General features: G+C 44.0%; 16 protein-coding genes. 13 read left to right on the top strand and 3 right to left on the bottom strand.

The features are described 5' to 3' along the window. Nucleotides 1-10: 10 nt before the first annotated feature. The 12 genes from gmd to J7I83_RS11685 all read left to right on the top strand — a co-directional run bounded on the left by gmd (nucleotide 11) and on the right by J7I83_RS11685 (nucleotide 13,819). Entirely contained in the window at nucleotides 11-1,075 is a 1,065-nt protein-coding gene (gene gmd, locus J7I83_RS11740) for a GDP-mannose 4,6-dehydratase (protein ID WP_215100948.1), read from the top strand. Between the two features lie 37 nt (nucleotides 1,076-1,112). After that, on the top strand, nucleotides 1,113-2,084 hold the full coding sequence (locus J7I83_RS11735; protein WP_215100946.1) for a glycosyltransferase family 2 protein: 972 nt from the start codon (nucleotides 1,113-1,115) through the stop codon (nucleotides 2,082-2,084). 68 nt (nucleotides 2,085-2,152) lie between these two features. Beyond that, nucleotides 2,153-3,529 (top strand): hypothetical protein, encoded by a 1,377-nt coding sequence (locus J7I83_RS11730; protein WP_215100944.1) that lies wholly within the window; start codon nucleotides 2,153-2,155, stop codon nucleotides 3,527-3,529. An 82-nt stretch (nucleotides 3,530-3,611) separates the two neighbouring features. Continuing rightward, a complete protein-coding gene (locus tag J7I83_RS11725; RefSeq protein ID WP_215100942.1) occupies nucleotides 3,612-4,721 on the top strand; it encodes a glycosyltransferase family 4 protein in 1,110 nt (369 codons plus the stop codon). Nucleotides 4,722-4,770: 49 nt separating this feature from the next. Continuing rightward, nucleotides 4,771-6,078, top strand: coding sequence for a glycosyltransferase family 4 protein (locus tag J7I83_RS11720; protein ID WP_215100940.1), 1,308 nt, complete (start codon nucleotides 4,771-4,773; stop codon nucleotides 6,076-6,078). 442 nt (nucleotides 6,079-6,520) lie between these two features. Then, nucleotides 6,521-7,906, top strand: a complete 1,386-nt coding sequence (locus tag J7I83_RS11715; RefSeq protein ID WP_215100937.1) for a sugar phosphate nucleotidyltransferase — start codon at nucleotides 6,521-6,523, stop codon at nucleotides 7,904-7,906. Nucleotides 7,907-7,971: 65 nt separating this feature from the next. Further along, nucleotides 7,972-8,925, top strand: coding sequence for a mannose-6-phosphate isomerase, class I (gene manA, locus J7I83_RS11710; protein ID WP_215101079.1), 954 nt, complete (start codon nucleotides 7,972-7,974; stop codon nucleotides 8,923-8,925). Nucleotides 8,926-9,197: 272 nt separating this feature from the next. After that, nucleotides 9,198-10,088, top strand: a complete 891-nt coding sequence (galU, locus tag J7I83_RS11705) for a UTP--glucose-1-phosphate uridylyltransferase GalU (protein ID WP_215100935.1) — start codon at nucleotides 9,198-9,200, stop codon at nucleotides 10,086-10,088. Nucleotides 10,089-10,103: 15 nt separating this feature from the next. Then, nucleotides 10,104-11,429 (top strand): UDP-glucose dehydrogenase family protein, encoded by a 1,326-nt coding sequence (locus J7I83_RS11700; protein WP_215100933.1) that lies wholly within the window; start codon nucleotides 10,104-10,106, stop codon nucleotides 11,427-11,429. 19 nt (nucleotides 11,430-11,448) lie between these two features. Further along, the gene (locus J7I83_RS11695) at nucleotides 11,449-12,162 is read left to right on the top strand and encodes a sugar transferase (RefSeq protein WP_215100931.1); all 714 of its coding nucleotides are present in this window, start codon (nucleotides 11,449-11,451) and stop codon (nucleotides 12,160-12,162) included. A gap of 222 nt (nucleotides 12,163-12,384) precedes the next feature. Next, nucleotides 12,385-13,110, top strand: a complete 726-nt coding sequence (locus J7I83_RS11690) for a YveK family protein (RefSeq protein ID WP_215100929.1) — start codon at nucleotides 12,385-12,387, stop codon at nucleotides 13,108-13,110. 4 nt (nucleotides 13,111-13,114) lie between these two features. Beyond that, nucleotides 13,115-13,819, top strand: coding sequence for a CpsD/CapB family tyrosine-protein kinase (locus J7I83_RS11685; RefSeq protein WP_215100927.1), 705 nt, complete (start codon nucleotides 13,115-13,117; stop codon nucleotides 13,817-13,819). Nucleotides 13,820-13,873: 54 nt separating this feature from the next. Here J7I83_RS11685 and J7I83_RS11680 read toward each other — a convergent pair whose 3' ends face one another. The 3 genes from J7I83_RS11680 to J7I83_RS11670 form a co-directional block, all read right to left on the bottom strand. Beyond that, a complete protein-coding gene (locus J7I83_RS11680; protein ID WP_215100924.1) occupies nucleotides 13,874-14,320 on the bottom strand; it encodes a GDYXXLXY domain-containing protein in 447 nt (148 codons plus the stop codon). After that, on the bottom strand, nucleotides 14,317-15,492 hold the full coding sequence (locus J7I83_RS11675) for a DUF2157 domain-containing protein (RefSeq protein WP_215100922.1): 1,176 nt from the start codon (nucleotides 15,490-15,492) through the stop codon (nucleotides 14,317-14,319). The genes J7I83_RS11680 and J7I83_RS11675 overlap by 4 nt, the downstream gene beginning before the upstream one ends. A 123-nt stretch (nucleotides 15,493-15,615) precedes the next feature. Next, a complete protein-coding gene (locus J7I83_RS11670) occupies nucleotides 15,616-17,151 on the bottom strand; it encodes a glucosyltransferase domain-containing protein (RefSeq protein ID WP_215100920.1) in 1,536 nt (511 codons plus the stop codon). A 414-nt stretch (nucleotides 17,152-17,565) separates the two neighbouring features. On the opposite strand from J7I83_RS11670, the gene J7I83_RS11665 reads away from it, so the two are divergent. After that, nucleotides 17,566-18,549 carry a glycosyltransferase gene (locus J7I83_RS11665; RefSeq protein WP_215100918.1) on the top strand — a complete coding sequence of 328 codons (984 nt, stop codon included), beginning with the start codon at nucleotides 17,566-17,568 and terminating at the stop codon, nucleotides 18,547-18,549. Nucleotides 18,550-18,608 lie beyond the last annotated feature (59 nt).

Here is an 18,608-nt window from a genome sequence, read left to right as displayed (position 1 = left end):
GGGGAAGATTATGAAAAAGGCATTGATTACAGGAGTTAACGGGCAGGATGGTTCGTTTCTATCGGATTTTTTATTGGAGAAAGGCTATGAAGTCCATGGCATCATTCGCAGAAGTTCAAGCTTTAATACGGGCCGTATCGAACATTTATATATTGAAGAACTGAAATCGAGCGAGAACTTTTATATTCATTATGGGGATATGACCGATACCTCCAATATTATCCGTCTGATCAGTGAAATCAAACCGGATGAAATCTATAATTTAGCGGCAATGTCCCATGTGAAGGTGTCATTTGAAACACCTGAATATACAGCGGATGTTGATGGCATTGGCACTTTGCGCATTCTGGAAGCTGTCCGTATTTTGGGGCTGGAAAAAAAGACGCGTATTTACCAGGCATCCACATCTGAACTTTACGGCAAAGTGCAGGAAGTTCCGCAAAAGGAGACAACGCCGTTTTATCCGCGTTCTCCGTATGGCGTGGCGAAATTATACGGCTACTGGATCACAAAAAACTACCGGGAGTCGTACGATATGTTCGCGGTGAACGGCATCCTGTTCAACCATGAATCAGAACGCCGGGGTGAAACTTTCGTCACGCGCAAAATCACCATGGCGGTTGCACGAATCGCCAATGGCAAGCAGGGGAAAATCTTATTGGGCAACCTCGATGCCAAGCGAGACTGGGGCTATGCCAAGGATTATGTGGAATGCATGTGGCTGATTCTGCAGCATGATACGCCTGAGGATTTTGTCATTGCGACAGGGGAAATGCACACGGTCCGCGAATTTGCGACACTGGCCTTCAAACATGCCGGAATCGAAGTGGAATGGCAAGGAGAAGGAATTGACGAGAAAGGCATCAATGCAAAAACGGGTGAAGTTGTGGTTGAAGTGAATCCGGAGTATTTCCGTTTGTCAGAGGTCGAGCAGTTATTGGGCGATCCTTCGAAAGCGAAAAAGCTGCTTGGATGGAATCCGACCTCCACATCGTTTGAGGAACTCGTTGAAATCATGGTTACGCATGACTGCAATTTATTAAAGGAAGAAAAGAGCGCTATCACTGAGTATTAATGGGGGCAGGTTCCTTATCGGGTAGGGGGGAGAATTAATGGTGACCTTAAATGATAAAGTCAGCGTCATTATTCCGACGCATAATCGTTCGGAACTGTTGAAAAAAGCGGTGAAAAGCCTGGAAAGCCAAAGTCATCAAAACTTTGAAATCATCATTATCGATGATTTCTCGACGGATGATACGGCAGAAGTCGTGAAAGAGATGAAGAATGACCGGATCATCTACCTTAAACACGATATCAATAAAGGCGGAGCGGAAGCCAGAAATACCGGCATCAAAAGAGCCACGGGGAGATTTATCGGCTTTTTGGATTCGGATGATCAATGGCTTCCGGATAAACTGGAAAAGCAGCTGGCGCTATTTGCAGATCAGCCGGATGTGGGTGTGATCTATACGGGTGTCCAGGTGGTCAATGAAAACAATCACCCCACCCGTAAAATAGTTCCTGAATACCGGGGAGACATATTGCCGAAGTTGTTCGAATCTAATTGCATCGACACGACATCATCGGTATTGGTAAAAAAAGAAGTGTTGGATCAGGTGCAGGGTTTTGATGCCGGTTTGCCAAGTTGCCAGGATTGGGATTTGTACATAAGGCTGGCGCAAGTGACAAAATTCGATTTTGTCAAAGAAAGCATGGTGCTGTTTTATCACCACAGCGGTGAGCGCATCACCACCAACAAAAAATCGGTGCTCAATGGCCATTTGAGCATTTTAGAAAAATACAAGAATTTGGCGAAGAAACAGCGGAATTCGACTTTTCGCAGTTTCATTTTGACTATTTGGAAAGTCATTTTCCGTACGGGAATTGTCGACCAGAACAAAGAAACTGTTCTGTTGTCCAGAAAGATACTGGCGGAAGGTTTTAAGGATGACCGGATATCCTTGAAGTTTCTGTTTTATTATCCAGCCACTTTTTTACCTTTGAAAGTTTTATCCTATCTCTACACACAATCCAAAAAAAACAATAGGAAATCCCGTGTGTTATCTGCAACTACACCTTCTTGAAATAGAAGGCAGCATACAGCGGGCGTTTTGTTGTAGGAGAAGGGAATTATAAATAAAGGAATGAGACGATGGAAAAGCATATTGAGGCCGATGATCGATTTGAAAAAGTCCTGTTTATCATCGTCAATCTACTAACTGGGATTTCAGTGATCTATTACCTGCTTCGTGCAGGGCAGGTTTTCAATACCGATGATCCATGGAACCTATTCATTTTAATTATTTTTTCCTTTAAGTTCATAATGGATATTTATGTCTTTAAAGTGGGTTTTGCCAGTTTTTCGCTGGTGCTGCTTTTTTTGCCGATCATCAGCATATTGGGCTTTGGTCCGATTGGCGAGGTGCAGCCGTTATTCAATGACCAGACCCGCCTTATCGAAAAGCATTTCTACACCTTGGCATTTGGTGCGTTGTTTTTCTATTACATCTGGTCGATCCTGCTTTGGATGACCAATAAAACCTACCGCAATTACGATGCCAAGATTTTGGCTTTTTATTCAGGGACGGTCCAAAGTTTGCTGGCAACTTGGTTTTTCAGCATACTGACCATCGTCTCTTCCATCATTTATTTGCCGGATCTGCCGGGCAAAGCTTATAATGCTCTCTCGCCCAGCCTGTTGCCGGGAAATGCCTGGAACTCTGTTGTCGTCGTTTCGTATTTCTTTGTCCTAATGGGTGTCAAAGGCAGTGCCCTCCGGAAATTTGCGATTCTTTTTGTACCTTTTTGGCTCCTATCCCATTATGCCAGGGTCGATATTTTAGGGTTGCTATTGATCCTATACCTGCTTTTGACAGCTACCAAAAGAGCGGGGGTCATCAAGTCCAAATTTTCATTTAAAAAAGCAGCATTGATTGCCGGAGGGTTACTGGTCTTTTCTTATCTGGGTTTGGTTCGGCATTCGGGATTGATATTCGATGTAGAAGCAATCCTTGACTCGCTTGTCATTCTCATCAATTACCCGACTGTTCAGGATCTTGTTTATTCTACAGCCGCCGCAATTGAAGTGACCCATTCTTACGGCAACTATTACACGCTCATCGATTATATTCCGCAGCTGATTCCGTCCTTCTTTGGAATTGAGGCGCAGAGTCCGCAAGCGGCCCATCTTGTTGCTTCGCTTATCCATACCAATTACGGGTTGTTTGTCTACGGGGAATACTACTTGAACTACGGGATGGTCGGACTGATTTTGGCTCCGTTCGTGACGTACGCGGTCATTTTCGTGCCAGCTTATCTAATGAAGAAATTTCTTGGCAACTTCGGAGTGGCCTTGGGCTATTATTGGATCGTTCTGACCGTCGCCCGGGTGTTCTGGTATGGCTATATTTATTACATCAAACCGCTGGTCATCATTCTACCGGTTTTTGTCATCATCTACCTGGTCATTGCATCATTCGAGAAAGATTTGGTGGATAAGCCGGCTTTGAAATCCACTGACCCGCATTAGTAATCGGTTTGTATCAGCTATTTGAAACTTGCTTCTGATAATGCGGGGCAAGCAGATGTCAATTAATGAGAGGTGATCTAGCGTGACTGGAACAAAAAAAGGGAATTTGATATTTGTTGGGCCCTTGCCTCCTCCCATACTGGGAGAAAGCATCGCCCTGCAATCCTTATACAAGTCCGAAAAACTCCATCAGCAGTACAAGGTGAAAAAAATCAATTTGAGCCGGAAGGATTTCGAACATCCAGGGGCTCTTTCTTTTGATAAATTATGGACGGATTCTTTTGCCATCCTTTATTCCGGATTTTTGTCGCTTGTCATGAAAAATCCGATTCTGTACATCTCCATTTCCCAGACGAAAATGGGGCTGCTCCGGGATTGTATGATGATTCAGGCGTGCAAGCTGCTCGGGCGCGGAAAAGTGGTTACTCACCTGCATGGCAACAATCTGGGTGGCACCATTGATGCCACTTCCGGAATGACGCAGAAGTTTATCGTCAATTCCTTGCAGAAAATCGATGTCGGCATTGTGCTGGGCGGGAAGCTATCCCCTAATTACCGTGGTTATGTCAAACGGGTGGAAGTGGTATCCAATGGCATACCGGCAGATTTCATTTTAAAAAGTGAAGTAGGCCAGGGCAAGAAAAAGGGACCTATTTCTCTTTTGTATTTAAGCAACCTAATGTTCGAAAAAGGCTATATTGAGCTGATCAAGGCCACGACAGCATTGGTCAAAGAAGGGCATAATCTCCGGCTGGACCTGGTTGGCGGCATCCAGAATGAAACTGAATTCCTGGAAGTAAAGCAATATATCGCAGAGAACGATATGGATCAGCGCATCCAATACCACGGCCTCAAGCAGGGCGAAGAGAAAAAACGCTTTTTCCTTGAGTCGGACATGATGGCCCTTCCAACGAAATACAAAGTAGAAGGCCAGCCGATGTCCATTATTGAAGGTATGGCCGCAGGGCTGCCGATCATTTCTTCGGATCGGGGTATTATTGCGGAATTGATCAAAGATTGCGGTGTTATTATTGAACCGACTGTGGATGGCGTCAAATCCGCCATCAAGGGCTTGGTGACTGATGACGCAGAACGTATGCGCCTCGGGAGAATGAGCAGGGAGACGTTTGAAGCGTTTTATACCGAAGACAAATATACCGATGCTTTGATTGCCATTTTTGACGAACTTTAAATGGAGAATGCACATGTGACTGTGTGCTCTCCGGGAAAGGAAGGTCCATATGCTACGCAAAAAAAAGATTACCTTTGTCATCAATTATTTTTACCCCGATCTTGCGGCCACCAGCCAGTTGATGACGGAACTGACGGGGCGCCTTCAGCATGATTTCGATATTACAGTCATTGCAGCGCAGCCGGGATATGCCGGTGAAAACCATGGCAGCAAGAAGCTTTTTGAAGAGGATTATTTGGAAAGCATCAAAGTGGTTCGGATCAAATTGCCCGAGGTGGATAAAAACTCCAAAGTCAGCCGGTTAAAGTACATCTCTTCTTATTTTCTACTGGCGAATCTTGCTTTGCTGAAGGAAAAAGAGACCGATGTCATTTTTACGATTTCCCAGCCGCCGGTATTGGGCGGGTTGATCGGGACCATCGGCAAGTTGCTGAAACGTTCGCGCCACATATACAGCATCCATGATTTTAATCCCGAACAGGCGCAGGCTGTAGCATATACGAACAACCAGACCGTGTTTAAAATCGCCAAAGCTGTCGATAAATTGAATTGCAGCTATGCGGATCAAGTATTATTGGTGGGCGAAGATATGGCTGAAACCTTAAGAGGGCGTTTTGAGGATGAAAAAGTGCCAAGCCATACCGTCATCAGCAATTGGACGGATGAACACGCCATCGTTCCGCTCGAAAAAGACGAACCGGCCATCCGTGAATTCCTGGAAATGCATGGCTTGCAGGATAAGTTTATTGTCATGTATTCGGGAAACCTGGGTCTCTATTACGATCTGGAAAACCTGATTCAAGTTTCCAAGCAATTTACGGAACAGCCCGACATCGTCTTCCTGTTTATCGGAGAAGGAGCTGTCAAACAGCGAATACAGGACTATGCAACCGAAAACAATCTTGAAAACGTTAAATTCCTTCCCTATCAGCCAAAAGAATTTCTCAAGTATTCGTTGAATGCGGCGGACGTTCACTTAGTGGTTAATCAAAAAGGGATTAAAGGGGTTTCTGTGCCGAGCAAAATCTACGGCGTCATGGCAGCAGGAAAACCCGTATTGGGCGTATTGGAGCAGGACAGCGAAGTGCAGCGCCTGATTTTTGAAAGCGGTGCAGGAGTTGTCATTGAACCCCAAAATTATCAAGGCGTCGCTTATGCGATCAATTACCTGCGAAACTTGGATCCCGCTGAATTGAAGGCGATGGGGCTCAAAGGGCGCGCTTATCTCGAAGAAAATCTGACACGGGACACGTCCATCAATAAATACCGCGATGTGCTGCATGCGATTGCAGGTACTCCACAGTTGGAAACTTCTTATCAAACCGAAGGCTATGAAGAAGCCGTCCATAAAAAATAAGTCCATTTAACCAAACCACTTCCGCGAAATCTGTCGATTTCATGGAAGTGGTTTTTCTACGTCCAAATTTATAGATGATGGCGGCAGGTTTTTTCAGTAATAGTTGTTAATCGACGCCGATAACAAAAAAATGTCTTTAATTTCTAAAAAATAAGAAAAATAAAATAATTCTTAAAACCTTGCCTTGAAGGAGTTCGGGATATAAAATAGGTCAATATATCTGATATTTCTAATTAATTAGAAAATTATATTGAATTATTAGGTATTTATATATATAATACGGTTATAGCTTCTTAAAACATACGTAAATAGAATTACTTATTTTCAGAAGCAGATTAATATTACCTATACAGGAATTTTGGATTTATATTTTTATTGCATCTAATAAGTATAAAGAACTGGCATCTAGTAAAAAATGCAGATGGAGAAGGAGGGCATAATTATGAGATTGGTATTGTTATCAGGGGGATCTGGAAAACGCCTGTGGCCACTTTCCAACGATGCGCGTTCAAAGCAGTTTCTTAAAGTGTTGAGTGATGAGGATGGCAATAAAGTTTCTATGGTGCAGCGGGTCTGGAAGCAGATTGAGGAAACGGGCATGGCTGACAATTCCATCATTGCGACCAGCAGCTCACAGGTGGATATGATAAAAGCGCAATTGGGCCAAGATGTCCATGTGGTCACGGAACCGGAGAGAAGAGACACATTCCCGGCGATTGCTCTGGCAGCCGTTTATCTCTATTCTGTACAGAAATGCAGTCTCGAGGAAGTGGTCGGCATGCTGCCGGTAGATCCATACGTTGAGAACCGATTTTTCGGACGCGTCCAGGATTTGGAGAAAGCCTTGAACGATTCAGGTGCGGACTTGGCGTTGATGGGAGTTAAGCCGACTTATCCTTCCGCAAAATACGGTTACATTATTCCAGATAATAAATCGGGTGATTCCTATTTGACGGTTGATTACTTTAAAGAGAAACCTACGGAACAACAGGCGGAAGAGTTGATAGAACAGAACGCCTTATGGAATTGTGGGGTCTTTGCCTTCAGATTGGGCTACATCATCAATCTGTTGAAAGAAAGAGGAATGCCGACCGAGTATTCTCAATTGCTGAGAAATTACCATCGCCTTCCGAAAAACAGTTTTGACTATGAAGTAGTTGAACGGGCTGCTCATATTGTTTCATTGCCATATGATGGATATTGGAAAGATTTGGGTACCTGGAATACGCTGACAGATGAAATGGCGGTTCAGGTAACGGGCAAAGGCATTATTGGTAAAGGGGTGGAAAATTCCCATATCGTCAATGAACTTGACATCCCGATTACTTTGCTTGGTTTGGATAATGTAGTGGTGGCGGCAAGTCCGGATGGGATATTGGTGACGGACAAAGATGCCAGTACGAAAGTGAAGGAATATGTGGAAGGCTTTAATAGCCGGCCAATGTATGAAGAACGTCGCTGGGGCTGGTATCGTGTGCTGGAATATACAAGATATGCAGAAGGCAATGAAGTGTTGATCAAGCGCTTGGGCATAAATGCAGGGAAAAACCTCAGCTACCAGATGCATTATAAACGCAGTGAGGTATGGACCATCGTCAAAGGTGAAGGTATTTTTGTTTTCAACGACAAGCTGAGCCATGTCCGGACAGGAGATGTCATCCATATCCCGCTGGGAGCTAAGCATACGCTGAAAGCGACGACCCACATGGAAATTATCGAAGTTCAAACTGGCAGTGAACTGATTGAAGAGGATATTTTCCGCACTTCGAATGAATGGGCCGAAATTGAAGAAATCTGCAAAGATAAATTAACAGCTCGCCACGGGTGATAGGCGGGAGGAGAAATTGCATAATGCATAAGTTGCTTGTCATTTCCGTGGTGGGAGGAGAGTACATGTACAAGGAACCCGTTTTTTTAAAGCCTGTTTTTCAAGAACGAATTTGGGGTGGAGAAAAGCTTCAAAAACTATTCAATTACGATATTCCTTCACAAACAACAGGGGAAGCATGGGTCATTTCCGCGCATGAAAATGGGCCGTCGATTGTCATGAATGGCGAGCTGCAAGGAAAAAGCTTATTGGAAGTTTGGCGGAATTACCCTCAACTATTTGGCTCTGAAAAAACCGACAGCGATTTTCCGTTGTTGGTGAAAATTCTCGATGCGAATGATCAACTGTCTGTCCAGGTGCATCCGGACGATCGCTATGCCCAGGAGTTGGCACATAAGCCGTGCGGGAAAACAGAATGCTGGTATATTCTGGATTGTGATGAAGATGCTGAAATTATAATCGGGCACCAGGCGCAATCGCTTGAAGAATTTCAGCAGCTGGTGAACGAAAAGGAATGGCACAAGTTGTTTCAGAGCATCAAAGTGAAAAAAGGGGATTTTGTTTACGTGCCGAGTGGAACGTTGCACTCGATCGGTAAGGGGATTGTTATTCTGGAGACGCAACAAAGCTCTGATATTACATTCCGGCTTTACGATTATGATCGTCTCGATCCAGAAGGCAAAAAGCGCGAGTTGCATTTGGAGGAAGCGATGACGGTAACGACTTGTCCGCATCAGCAAGTCGTCCAAAGCAACCTGACTGAGCAATTGAACAACCTGGAGTCGACCCGTTTGATCGAAGGAGAGTATTTTACCGTATACCATTGGCAACTGGGTGGAAAAGTTGAAGTTCCGGTAACGACCAGGTTCTTGTTGGTCAGCGTCATCAACGGCACGGGGCAGATTGTGACAGAAGAAAGTGTGTCGGTGGTGAAAAAAGGGGATAACTTCATTGTGCCGGCGACCATCGGCAATTATTTTATCGATGGAGATTTAGAACTGATTGTTTCTCATACCTAATTACGTCCTTAATTATCAGAATATTAAATTATGTAATGGAGTTAAAAAAGCTTAAATGAGTGAAAAAAGTAAGTCTATATAACTATTTATTTCATGAAAATTAAAAATTCTTAATAATAAAACTATTTTTAAGGGACTATCGATGTTACAATGGGACAATATTTAGACAACTAAGTACTAAAGAGCCTGATTTTTGATAAAAGAAAGGTTCGGTCCCATTGGAAAAGGTGGAAATCAATGATCCCGAAAAAATTAAAAGGCGGGTGGGTTTTATGGGGAAAAAAGTAACGAAGGCAATTATTCCGGCAGCTGGGTTGGGTACCCGGTTTCTTCCGGTAACGAAGGCTATGCCCAAAGAAATGCTGCCGATCGTAGACAAACCGACGATTCAATACATTGTTGAAGAAGCCATTGCTTCAGGCATCGAAGACATCATCATTGTTACCGGAAAAGGAAAGCGTGCCATCGAAGATCATTTCGATAAGAATTTCGAGCTGGAAGACAATTTGTTCAAAAAAGGAAAATTCGAACTTCTGGAAAAGGTTCAGCATACCTCCAACGTAGAAATTCACTATATTCGCCAAAAAGAGCCTAAAGGATTGGGGCATGCAGTTTGGAGCGCGCGCAAATTTATCGGAAACGAGCCTTTTGCGGTCCTGTTGGGAGATGACATTGTAAAAGCAGAAAAACCTTGCTTAAAACAATTGATCGACCAATACGACAAAATGCAGTCATCCATTATCGGAGTCCAGCAAGTGGCGGATCATGAAACGCATCGATACGGAATTATCGATCCAAGCGGAGTAGATGGACGCTGCTACCAGGTCAGCAATTATGTAGAGAAACCGAAACCGGGAACAGCTCCTTCCAACCTGGCCATTATGGGACGCTACATTTTGGATCCTGAAATTTTTCATTTCCTGGGTTCCCAAAGTGCTGGTGCAGGAGGAGAAATTCAATTGACAGACGCTATCCAAAAGCTCAATGAGGTACAAAACGTCTATGCTTACGACTTTGAGGGGAAACGCTATGATGTTGGTGAGATGCTCGGTTTCCTGCGGACGACCATTGAATTCGCTTTGGATAGCCCTGAATTCGGAAAAGATGTCGAAAGTATTATCAAACAATTGATGGCTGAAAAATCAGCTACACCATTATTCTAATTTGGGGGCATCCTTATGAAGATAGCTGTAATCGGAACTGGATATGTGGGCTTGGTAACGGGTGTGAGCTTGTCTGAAATTGGCCATCATGTGATCTGCATCGACGTCAACGAAGACAAGGTTACAAAAATGAAGAAGGGGATTTCTCCCATCTACGAACCTGGACTTAGTGAATTAATGACCAAAAACATCGAGGGAAAACGTTTGAGCTTTACGACTGATCATCAGGCGGGACTCCACCAGGCAGACGTTGTTTATATTGCTGTAGGAACACCGGAAAACAAAGACGGTTCAGCTGATTTGTCTTTCGTGGCTCAAGCTGCTCAAGACATTGCTGAAAATGTTTTGAACGATGTCATTGTCGTCACGAAAAGCACCGTTCCTGTAGGCACAAATGCCATGATCAAAGAAATCATTCAAACGCATTTGCCCAAAGAACTGCAGGTTGAAGTCGTCTCAAATCCAGAGTTTTTAAAAGAAGGCTCTGCTATTCATGATTCGTTCTATGGAGATCGGATCGTCATCGGTGCAGACAGTGAACATGCATTCAGCATAATTGAACAGATTAATCAGCCATTCAAGGTTCCTATATTTAAAACGGATATCAAAAGTGCAGAAATGATCAAGTATGCGTCGAATGCATTTTTAGCAACGAAAATCAGCTTTATCAACGAAATCTCCAATATTTGTGAATTGTTGGGGGCCAATATAGAGAATGTATCGACAGGCATGGGCTTGGATCAACGAATCGGCAGCCAATTTCTAAAAGCAGGAATCGGCTACGGTGGATCCTGTTTTCCAAAAGACACAAAAGCCTTGATACAAATTGCGGGGAATGTCGAATATGAGTTTGAATTGCTGAAAGGCGTGGTCAATGTCAACAAAAAGCAACAAGGGATATTGATCGGCAAGTTGAACGACTGTCTCCCTAACGTTGCCGGCAAAAAAATTGCTGTGCTGGGGCTGGCTTTCAAGCCAAATACAGACGATATGCGGGAGTCTGCATCTCTCCTGATTACCGAGGAATTGATAAAGCAAGGCGCAGAGGTTGTGGCTTATGATCCGATTGCAATGGATAATGCCAAATCCATACTGAATCCGCTGGTTCAATATGCTGAATCCATTCAAGAGGCGGTTGAGAACAGTGATGCTGCATTGATTTTGACCGATTGGGATGAAATCAAGAATGTCGACTTGGCAGTATTCAACAGAATGAAAAAGCCGCTCGTTATTGATGGAAGAAATTGTTTTCCGTTAAAAGCTATGGAGACAAATGGGATTGAATATCATTCGATCGGTCGACCGGCTTCAGCCAAACTGATTGAAGTAGCGCCCATCTGATTGATAAGCGCAATTTAAGATGAAAGTGGTGATTCAAATGTCAGTGTCCGCTCCTGAAAAAGAAAAAATGGATGTAAATACAAGATACCGCGAAATGGTGTTTGAAAGCGTGAAAACAAATACCAGCAATGGGTATTTGTATACGAAACGCTTTCTGGATATTGCCGGCTCTCTAGTGGGTCTGATCATATTGATTCCCTTATTTCTGATTATCAGTTTGCTGATTAAAATGGAAGACCCTCATGGGCCGGTATTCTTCAAGCAGAAAAGGGTTGGGAAGCATGGCAAAACCTTTAATATGTATAAGTTCCGATCCATGGTCTGCAATGCGGAAGATCTGAAAGCCTCTTTGCTCAAACAGAATGAAGCATCGGGGCCGGTATTCAAAATCAAAAGCGACCCGAGAATTACACGGATCGGAAAATTCATCAGAAAAACAAGCATTGATGAGCTGCCACAGTTGGTCAATGTGCTGAATGGCGATATGAGCATCGTGGGACCAAGGCCCGCTTTGCCTGATGAAGTGGCACAGTACACAAACTACGAAAAACAGCGCATTAGTGTAACGCCAGGTTTGACTTGTTTTTGGCAGGTTAATGGAAGAAGCAATATCAGCTTCCAGGAATGGGTCGAAATGGATTTGGATTACATCCGCAAGCGAAATACGATGATGGATATCAAATTGATCTTAAAGACCATTTTGGTGTTGTTCGGCTCCAAGGATGCGTATTAACAAAAATTGGGGAATTTATTGTATGCATAGCTTTTGCTGAAGGCAGTCATTATTTGCACCATGGATAATCGGTTGGAGGCTCGAAAAACAGGAGACGTCAATTGTGCTAATTGATGTCTCCTCGCCGATTGCCGAGAGAACAAAAGGCCGGAAATCTTATTGATGCCCGAAGCTGTAGCTTTCGGGCTCTTACATTTTATTAGCTGAAAAGAGGGATGGCGAATGATAGAAACTATCAGCCTGCGTGATATTTATGGGATTTTGAAAAATCGAATTCGACTGATTCTGGCTATTACCATCGCGTTTATGATTGTTACGGCATTGATATCGTATTACATGCTTACACCGATCTACCAGACATCTACTCAACTTCTGATCAGCCAGCAACAAAGCGAAGTTGGTTTGGACAGCCAAAGTATCGAAGCAGATTTGCAGTTGGTCGGTACATACAGTGAAATCATTAAAAGTCCGGTCATACTTGAGCAGGTAATCAGCCAGTTGGGATTGGAAATGTCTTATGAAGAGCTGCAGGGAAAAGTGAACGTAGAAATTGCGGAAAGCTCTCAGCTGCTCAATATAGTAGTGGCGGATCCAGATCTTACGGCCGCTGTTGAAATCGCAAATAAGACCGCTGAAGTTTTTGAAGTGGAAATCATGGAATTAATGAATGTAGACAATGTTTCAATCTTGTCGCCGGCTGTGGTTCTGGAGAATCAAACACCGGTATCGCCAAATCCTCCGCTCAATATTTTGCTGAGCGCAGTTGCCGGTCTTTTGATTGGTGGAACTATCGCCATGATATTGCGCTATTTGGACACGACACTTAGAGGTGAAAAGGACATACAGGACGTGCTGGGAATTCCCGTACTTGGAGCAATCTCACCGATAAGCGAAGAAGAAGACATTCCGGCTAATGAGCCGATTGCCTTTAAACGCAGGGAGGCATAACTAAATGGTGAAAAAGAAGAACAAGCCGGAAGTGAAAAACAGGAAATTGATAGCATTTACCAATCCGAAGTCAAGAGTGTCAGAGCAGTTCAGAACCTTACGGACGAATATCCATTTTTCTTCTCCTGATGGAGATATGCGGTCGTTGGTCATTACTTCCGCTTCTCATTCAGAAGGAAAGTCGACCACCGCTTCGAATTTGGCGATTGTTTTTGCTCAGGAAGGCAAGCGTGTGCTGTTCATTGATGCAGACATGAGAAAACCAACGATGCATGAAACGTTCAAAATTACGAATACACGAGGGTTATCAAACGTACTGGCCCGACAGATTGCATTGAAAGTGGCAATTCAGTCGGCTGAAATTGAAAATCTCGATCTTTTGCCGTCTGGGCCAATACCACCTAATCCAGCAGAGTTGCTGAGCTCTCATAATATGGACCTGCTTTTTGAACAGGCATTGGATATTTATGACTTGCTGATTTTTGATACACCGCCTGTTTTATCCGTTACGGATAGTGTGATTTTGGCAAATAAATGTGAAGGCACCGTCCTGGTAGTGAATTCGGGGAAAACCGAGAAAGAGCATGCGATTAGAGCGAAGGAAGCCATTACGGCCTCGCCTAAAACCCGCTTGCTGGGTGTGGTGATCAATAACGTCCAAATCCAAAAGGATGCTGCCGATGCGCAGTATTATGGCGCAGAAGGATAATGAAGCCAATAAAAAAAGTTCAATCAGAAAACTGATTGAACTTTTTTTATTGGCTTATTCCGAGCGTTCCTGCAGATCAACTGGCCGAATGGTTCCCCAGCTGGAGACATCAATGGTCACCTGCAGATCGCGGGCTAACTCGAGTTCCGGCCCGAGTCCTTGCTCTACATAGAATTGCTCTAATTGGGGAGCAGTGACTCTGCCGTCATAAATGGAACCTTCAATGGCACCGAAAAAGGATTTGCCTTCAATGCGGTCGATAACAGCGTAGCCATCATCGGCTTCTTTTAAAGTGAAATAAACAGGACCGTTATCCGTGATGGAAGACGTTTGCAGGTCGGGATATTGCAGCATGACATATTCTCCGTAGAATGGATCGAACGGATCAAAGGGTTCGGCTCTTAAAACATATTGTTCGCCGAACCAGGAAGCTGCGTAATAACTTATGAGCAGGATGACGACAACGGCTGTTTGGATGGTCGGGAAGAGCCAGGACTTCATGGCTTGACACCTTCTTTCCTGCGATTAATCCACCAGGCGACAGCTGACAGTAGGAACAACAGCAATGCACCGATCAGGAAGAACAGTGACATGTCGAGCCGTTCCCAAGCGTAAATGATGTAAATGACAAATTGCACAACAATGAAATAGACAAAGCCCAATCCCAAAGCTTCATTTTGCCGCTGGGCAATGATCAGGTAAGCGAGTGCAGACAATTCAGCAACCACTGCCAGGCCGATTGCGGTTTCATCAAAGAGCAGCAACCCGATAGATCCTGCAACAGCAATCCACATGATGGAGCGGAATTTGAAAAAGCTTAGAATGAGCACACCAATGCCGGTGATGGCTAAAGCGATAGCTTCTGGCATATGGCTGGCGTCAATTATGCTGATGAACGTTTGTCCCCGAACCGCTAAATATGCCACAAGCAGCATTCCTGCTGCCAGCAGATACAGCGGCCGAATCATTTGGTATTTTTTTTCGGGTACGATAAGCAGTAGCGGCACAAGCGCAAACAATGTCCAAATCGGCCATAACGAGCTGTTGTAATCCACCAGTCCCCATAACATGAACCCGGAAGCGAACAGCAGTATCCAACTGAATGCCACCGGTGCAAAGCTTTTGCTGAAGTAGAACCACGCTAGGGTAATAACGATGAAAATGCCCCATTCCAGCCATCCGATGTCAGGCAGGAACGACATCAGAACAGATGCGCCAAAGAAAAATCCGATGATGCTGTAAATGAGGTCCCGCCAGTAAAAGTGATGGGCGAGCGCTGCAAGGAACATTGCCCATGGCAAAACAGAATTTGCCAATGGAAAATGGAAAGTCTGTGCAGCGACCAGTAATGTGGCACCAAACATCGCAAGGCCAACGACCCTGAAGAGAAGTGGAGAACCAAAATCCTTTTTCTCTGAGAAATAAGCGATGCTGTAGAAAATCCACATCAATGCCAGCATCAGCAGTACTTTGGCCAGATCCGGTATTGCCTGCCAATTGGCTGCAATAAAACTGAAAATCGCCAGAGAAAAGAAAATCAAGCCGATTATCAACAGCAGCGGCAGCTTTTTAGGGGCGGGCTGACGCTTTTCGAACGCTAGAATCTGTTCGGCTGTGTCCTGATCCAACAAGCCTTCCTGCTGCCATCGTTTCAGTTTTTCCTCCGTGTTCATGCTAATCCCCCCAGTCTATTTACCCTCATTATAGACCTAAATCACAGTATGAGATAGGTAAATGTAAAGGGGGATAAACAAAAACATCAGACAGCGGATAAACCATCCATGTCTGATGTTTTTTCATTCCTGGAGCTTTACTACGACCACATCGTCGATTACGCGGACAGAGTCGAGAGATGGCCAGGCTTCCATTTCTTCAAACCAATCGGCAGCCGCGATTTCCTGGCGCTCCTGCTCAGAAACAAAATTGTAACTAACGCCAAAATAGTTTTTCATCAAGGCACTGTAATGATAAGGCAGTGGAATGATGCTTTGTCCTAAAGGACCTGTCATTCTTGGTATATTCTCCGGAATGGTGTTCGAGCTTAGTGTTGAATCCAATTGCACCCGTCCGATAAACGCTAATTTTGATTCGGGCGTTACGCCCTCAGTCTGTTCTACTCGGCTGATCAGCCGGTTAACGAAGGCTGTTGATTTTTCGTACTTCAATTCCATGTTCAGATAGGAAATATTTGAGATGAGTGCAAAGTTGAAGACTGTAACGAACACAACCATTAAAGATAGCCATGAAAATGATTTGGCAGCTATAGTCGGTACGGACAGGTGCTCATAGAAGAGCACCGGAAGTATATAAAAACTGACAAGTGAGAGCACCATCAGCATATGATAAGTCACATCGGATGATACGAAATACAGAATATAGGCAGACAGCGGCATAAGCAGCAACAAGGCCAAAGCAGTCAATGTCATTGGGATATTGGTAAATATACGATTTTGAATCAGCAAAAGGACGAAGCCGACGGCAATCAGCAGGAAAATACCGACATTCAGCCATTCGAATAAATTGATTGGCAAATCCGTGTTGAACCCTTCGAAAAAGAATGTGGAAAAAGAATCGCTCACCTGCTTGAAACGATCAAAGATGGAACCGTTGCTGTCGCCCACTGAGTCCAGCCCCTGATAGCTTGAGATATCGCCGGCAAAAAAACTGGTATAAAGCTTAAAGTTGACGGCATACAGCGCCATCCCGATGGTTCCCAGCCCAAAAAAGCGCAGAACATAGCTCTTCAATTGCGGGAAAGTAATTTTTCTGCCGAGGATCTCACTGATTAAAAAGATGATCATCAAGGTCGAAAGGAACGGCAGATTGGCCTGGTATACACCGACGCCTAAGTAGAAAATGATGGAACCCGGAACAAATCCATATTTGTATGTTTTGGTGATGAGCAGGGCCAGAACGGTCAGCAAAGAGCCGAACATATAGCCATCTGCCGTAAACATATAAGAGAAGGTGGATGCGATAGTAGGGAATGTAACGAGCAGTCCGCTGATGGCGACAATCGAAAAAGTTTTCTTCAATTGGAACAGTTCAGTCAGGATGACGGCTGCCAATGCCAGGTAAAGAATGGATAAGGTTCCGTTGATCCAAGGCAAGTCAAAATAGGAGCTGATCCCGCTGAATGGAGACAGGAAAAAGCGTCCAAGATTCGCTTTGAGTTGAGGACTGTGCACATTGACTAGGCTATCGTGATTGGGAAGGGTATTGGTGAACACGAACATATGGCATAAAAATCCGATGATGGCAGCTGATAGAAATGCCGTTTTCCATTGCGGCCGGATTGCCGTTTTCCATTTGAGTAAAAATTCTTCAGGCATTTTCGATTGGCTCCTCATCTATTTAAAGTGGGCTGAAGAATTAACTTTCCAAACTATTTATCAGTACAGGCATTGCTCCGGAGCGATGCAGAAGTAGGTGATTTTTCGCTGTTTGACGTGTTTTCTGCTAAGATTTTTATAAAAAATCCTGATGAGCAGCGTCTGAAGAAAATCAGTGAAAAGCTCCGGGATACTGGGCTGGTTTACGAAAAATCCACAGTAATAGCTACTTGTTGTATATAAGCTATGAGACTCATTGATTTCAGTTGGATTTGGTTAGTGAATTCCATTTCTAATGATAGCAAACTTTGTTTTGGGAAAATAGGGTGCTTTTGTAAAAAACAATGAGATTCAGACCGGTTTATGATATAATTTTGGCAAATCAGTCTTTCAGGAAAGGACGGTGAATCGTGCATGAAATTACTAACAATCCTCATCCCTGCCTATAATGAAGAGGAAGTCCTGGAGACGCTGCTGGAGCGTTTGCTGCTGGTAACCACGCAAATCTCAAATTACGAATTTGAGTTTCTGTTTGTCAACGATGGCAGCAGGGATCGGACCCTGGAAATGCTGAAAGAAATGGCCAGGACTCATCCGCAGATCGCTTATATTAATCTTTCGCGCAATTTTGGCAAAGAAGTCGCGATGCTGGCTGGAATCGATCATGTTAATGGAGATGCTGTGATCATCCTTGATGCAGACCTGCAGGATCCACCTGAATTGATTCCTGAGATGATTTCCTATTGGGAGCAGGGATATGACGATGTGTTTGCAAAACGGAACAGCCGTGCCGGAGAAACCTGGTTCAAGAAATGGTCGTCCAATTCGTATTACAATATTCTGGACAAGGTATCGAATATTCCCATTCAGAACAACACTGGAGATTTCCGTCTACTTGACCGGAAATGCATTGAGGCCTTGAAGAAAATTCGGGAGTCTCAGCGCTATACCAAGGGGATGTTCAGCTGGATTGGCTTTAATAAGATGGAGATCCTGTTTGACCGGGATCCGCGGGCAGCAGGAACGACTAAGTGGAATTACCCGAAATTGGTAAATCTGGCGATTGACGGCATTACTTCATCTACCGTACTGCCACTCAGAATTTCTTCGTTTCTCGGTATTTCGGTATCGTTCTTAGCTTTATTGTACATGTTGTACCTGTTCTTCCGGACTTTAATTTTCAATGATTCGATTCCAGGATATCCATCCATGATGTCCGTCATTTTGTTTCTCGGCGGGGTTCAATTGATTTCGTTGGGGGTTATTGGCGAATATCTGGGCAAAATCTTTATTGAAACCAAAGGGCGGCCAGTTTATTTGATCGAAGAATATTATTCCAACTATCGGCAGTATGAAACGCAGAAAGCTCAAGAAGAAAAGACCTTCCAACTAAAATAAAACCAAAAACCTGTCAACATAAGCTTTTCGCTTATACTTGACAGGTTTTTTATTGATTG

This window comes from Planococcus sp. ISL-110 (genome assembly GCF_018613575.1).
Lineage (GTDB): Bacteria > Bacillota > Bacilli > Bacillales_A > Planococcaceae > Planococcus.
Note: the sequence above shows the minus strand (reverse complement) of the source record. Positions and strands in the feature narration are given on the sequence as shown.

Excerpts from the sequence above, each read along its gene's own strand:
- J7I83_RS11690 (WP_215100929.1), top strand. The coding sequence starts at position 12,385 with ATGATAGAAACTATCAGCCTGCGTGATATTTATGGGATTTTGAAAAAT.
- J7I83_RS11685 (WP_215100927.1), top strand. The coding sequence starts at position 13,115 with ATGGTGAAAAAGAAGAACAAGCCGGAAGTGAAAAACAGGAAATTGATA.
- J7I83_RS11715 (WP_215100937.1), top strand. The coding sequence starts at position 6,521 with ATGAGATTGGTATTGTTATCAGGGGGATCTGGAAAACGCCTGTGGCCA.
- J7I83_RS11700 (WP_215100933.1), top strand. The coding sequence starts at position 10,104 with ATGAAGATAGCTGTAATCGGAACTGGATATGTGGGCTTGGTAACGGGT.
- J7I83_RS11675 (WP_215100922.1), bottom strand. The coding sequence starts at position 15,492 with ATGAACACGGAGGAAAAACTGAAACGATGGCAGCAGGAAGGCTTGTTG.
- J7I83_RS11735 (WP_215100946.1), top strand. The coding sequence starts at position 1,113 with ATGGTGACCTTAAATGATAAAGTCAGCGTCATTATTCCGACGCATAAT.
- J7I83_RS11665 (WP_215100918.1), top strand. The coding sequence starts at position 17,566 with ATGAAATTACTAACAATCCTCATCCCTGCCTATAATGAAGAGGAAGTC.
- manA (WP_215101079.1), top strand. The coding sequence starts at position 7,972 with ATGTACAAGGAACCCGTTTTTTTAAAGCCTGTTTTTCAAGAACGAATT.
- gmd (WP_215100948.1), top strand. The coding sequence starts at position 11 with ATGAAAAAGGCATTGATTACAGGAGTTAACGGGCAGGATGGTTCGTTT.
- J7I83_RS11680 (WP_215100924.1), bottom strand. The coding sequence starts at position 14,320 with ATGAAGTCCTGGCTCTTCCCGACCATCCAAACAGCCGTTGTCGTCATC.
- J7I83_RS11720 (WP_215100940.1), top strand. The coding sequence starts at position 4,771 with ATGCTACGCAAAAAAAAGATTACCTTTGTCATCAATTATTTTTACCCC.
- J7I83_RS11670 (WP_215100920.1), bottom strand. The coding sequence starts at position 17,151 with ATGCCTGAAGAATTTTTACTCAAATGGAAAACGGCAATCCGGCCGCAA.
- galU (WP_215100935.1), top strand. The coding sequence starts at position 9,198 with ATGGGGAAAAAAGTAACGAAGGCAATTATTCCGGCAGCTGGGTTGGGT.
- J7I83_RS11695 (WP_215100931.1), top strand. The coding sequence starts at position 11,449 with ATGAAAGTGGTGATTCAAATGTCAGTGTCCGCTCCTGAAAAAGAAAAA.
- J7I83_RS11730 (WP_215100944.1), top strand. The coding sequence starts at position 2,153 with ATGGAAAAGCATATTGAGGCCGATGATCGATTTGAAAAAGTCCTGTTT.